Source organism: Neoroseomonas lacus, from assembly GCF_014644535.1.
Taxonomy (GTDB): Bacteria; Pseudomonadota; Alphaproteobacteria; order Acetobacterales; family Acetobacteraceae; genus Neoroseomonas; species Neoroseomonas lacus.
In genome coordinates this window covers 1-1,045 of record NZ_BMKW01000058.1, presented here as the reverse complement: position 1 = coordinate 1,045, position 1,045 = coordinate 1, and the positions used below count along the sequence as shown (strand labels likewise).

At 59.6% G+C, this 1,045-nt stretch carries 1 protein-coding gene; it reads left to right on the top strand.

The genetic code is table 11. From position 1 onward, the window contains the following. Positions 1–44: 44 nt before the first annotated feature. Positions 45–1,045, top strand: a 1,001-nt coding sequence (locus tag IEY36_RS30370; RefSeq protein ID WP_188974066.1) for a M14 family metallopeptidase, incomplete at its 3' end; no start/stop codon positions are given.

The following is a 1,045-nucleotide window of genomic DNA, read 5'->3' as shown; positions in this document are numbered from 1 at the left end:
TGATGGCTGAAGTGCCGCTTCTCCAACGGACGGGGATCCTCACGATGTCTAGCGAGCCAGAAGAACCGCTCGATCGTCGACGTGATTTCATGATCGCCTCAATTGCGACGGTCGGCACCTCGGCCGCGCTTATCGCGACAGCTGGTTCTGGCAACGCTCAGAACATCGCGCCTGCCTCTGTCAACCGGACGCCCGCTACCCTGTCCGCTACAGTTTATACGGGCGACACGATCCAGGGGAAGAAGGTTGTCAGCGCTCTAGACGTCAACGACCTGGAGCCTGGACAGAAGCACCTCCTGTATTTTCAGGGCGTGCAGATGCCTACCGGCCAGTACTGGTATGCGTCCGTGACGGTCGCCAAGGGCACGAAGCCGGGCAAGCGCGTGATTCTGGTAAGCGGCGTGCACGGTGACGAGATGAGTTCCGTGCATACGGTCCAGACCATAATGAGTCAGCTTGATCCGGTGCAGATGTCAGGCACGGTGATGGCGGTTACGGACGTCTCCCGTCCCGCCCTAGAAGGCATGCAGCGGAGATGGCCTAATTCGGGCAGAGGTGTTGATCTCATCGACATGAACCGGGAATGGCCCGGAGACGAGAACGGAGCCACCGCGGCGAGCCGGCATGCAGGGCTGCTGTTCAACCACCTGTTAAAGCCGAACGCCGACGTAGCTATCGACTTCCATACCGGGACCACCGGGTTCGATGTCACCGCTTTCAATATCGCCGACATGGATGTACCCGAGATCAAGGAGCTGGTGGAGCTGTATCCTGTCGCCCAAATCTTCGACAACCCCGTGTATCCGGGCGTGTTGCACAATGCGTTTGTGGACGTGGGCATCCCGTCCTTCACGCCGGAGATTGGGGCTGCCCGTGTCCTGGACCTCGACATGATCTCGCTGTTCGTCGAAGGCACACTGAACGTCCTGAAACATCACGGCATCGTTGCGGGGTCAATGGGACGCACAGGCAAGGATGTCAGCGTCTTCATGGGAAATAGCGCGCTCCCCGTCCTTGCAACCCAAGGCGGGCTCGTTGAGCACCT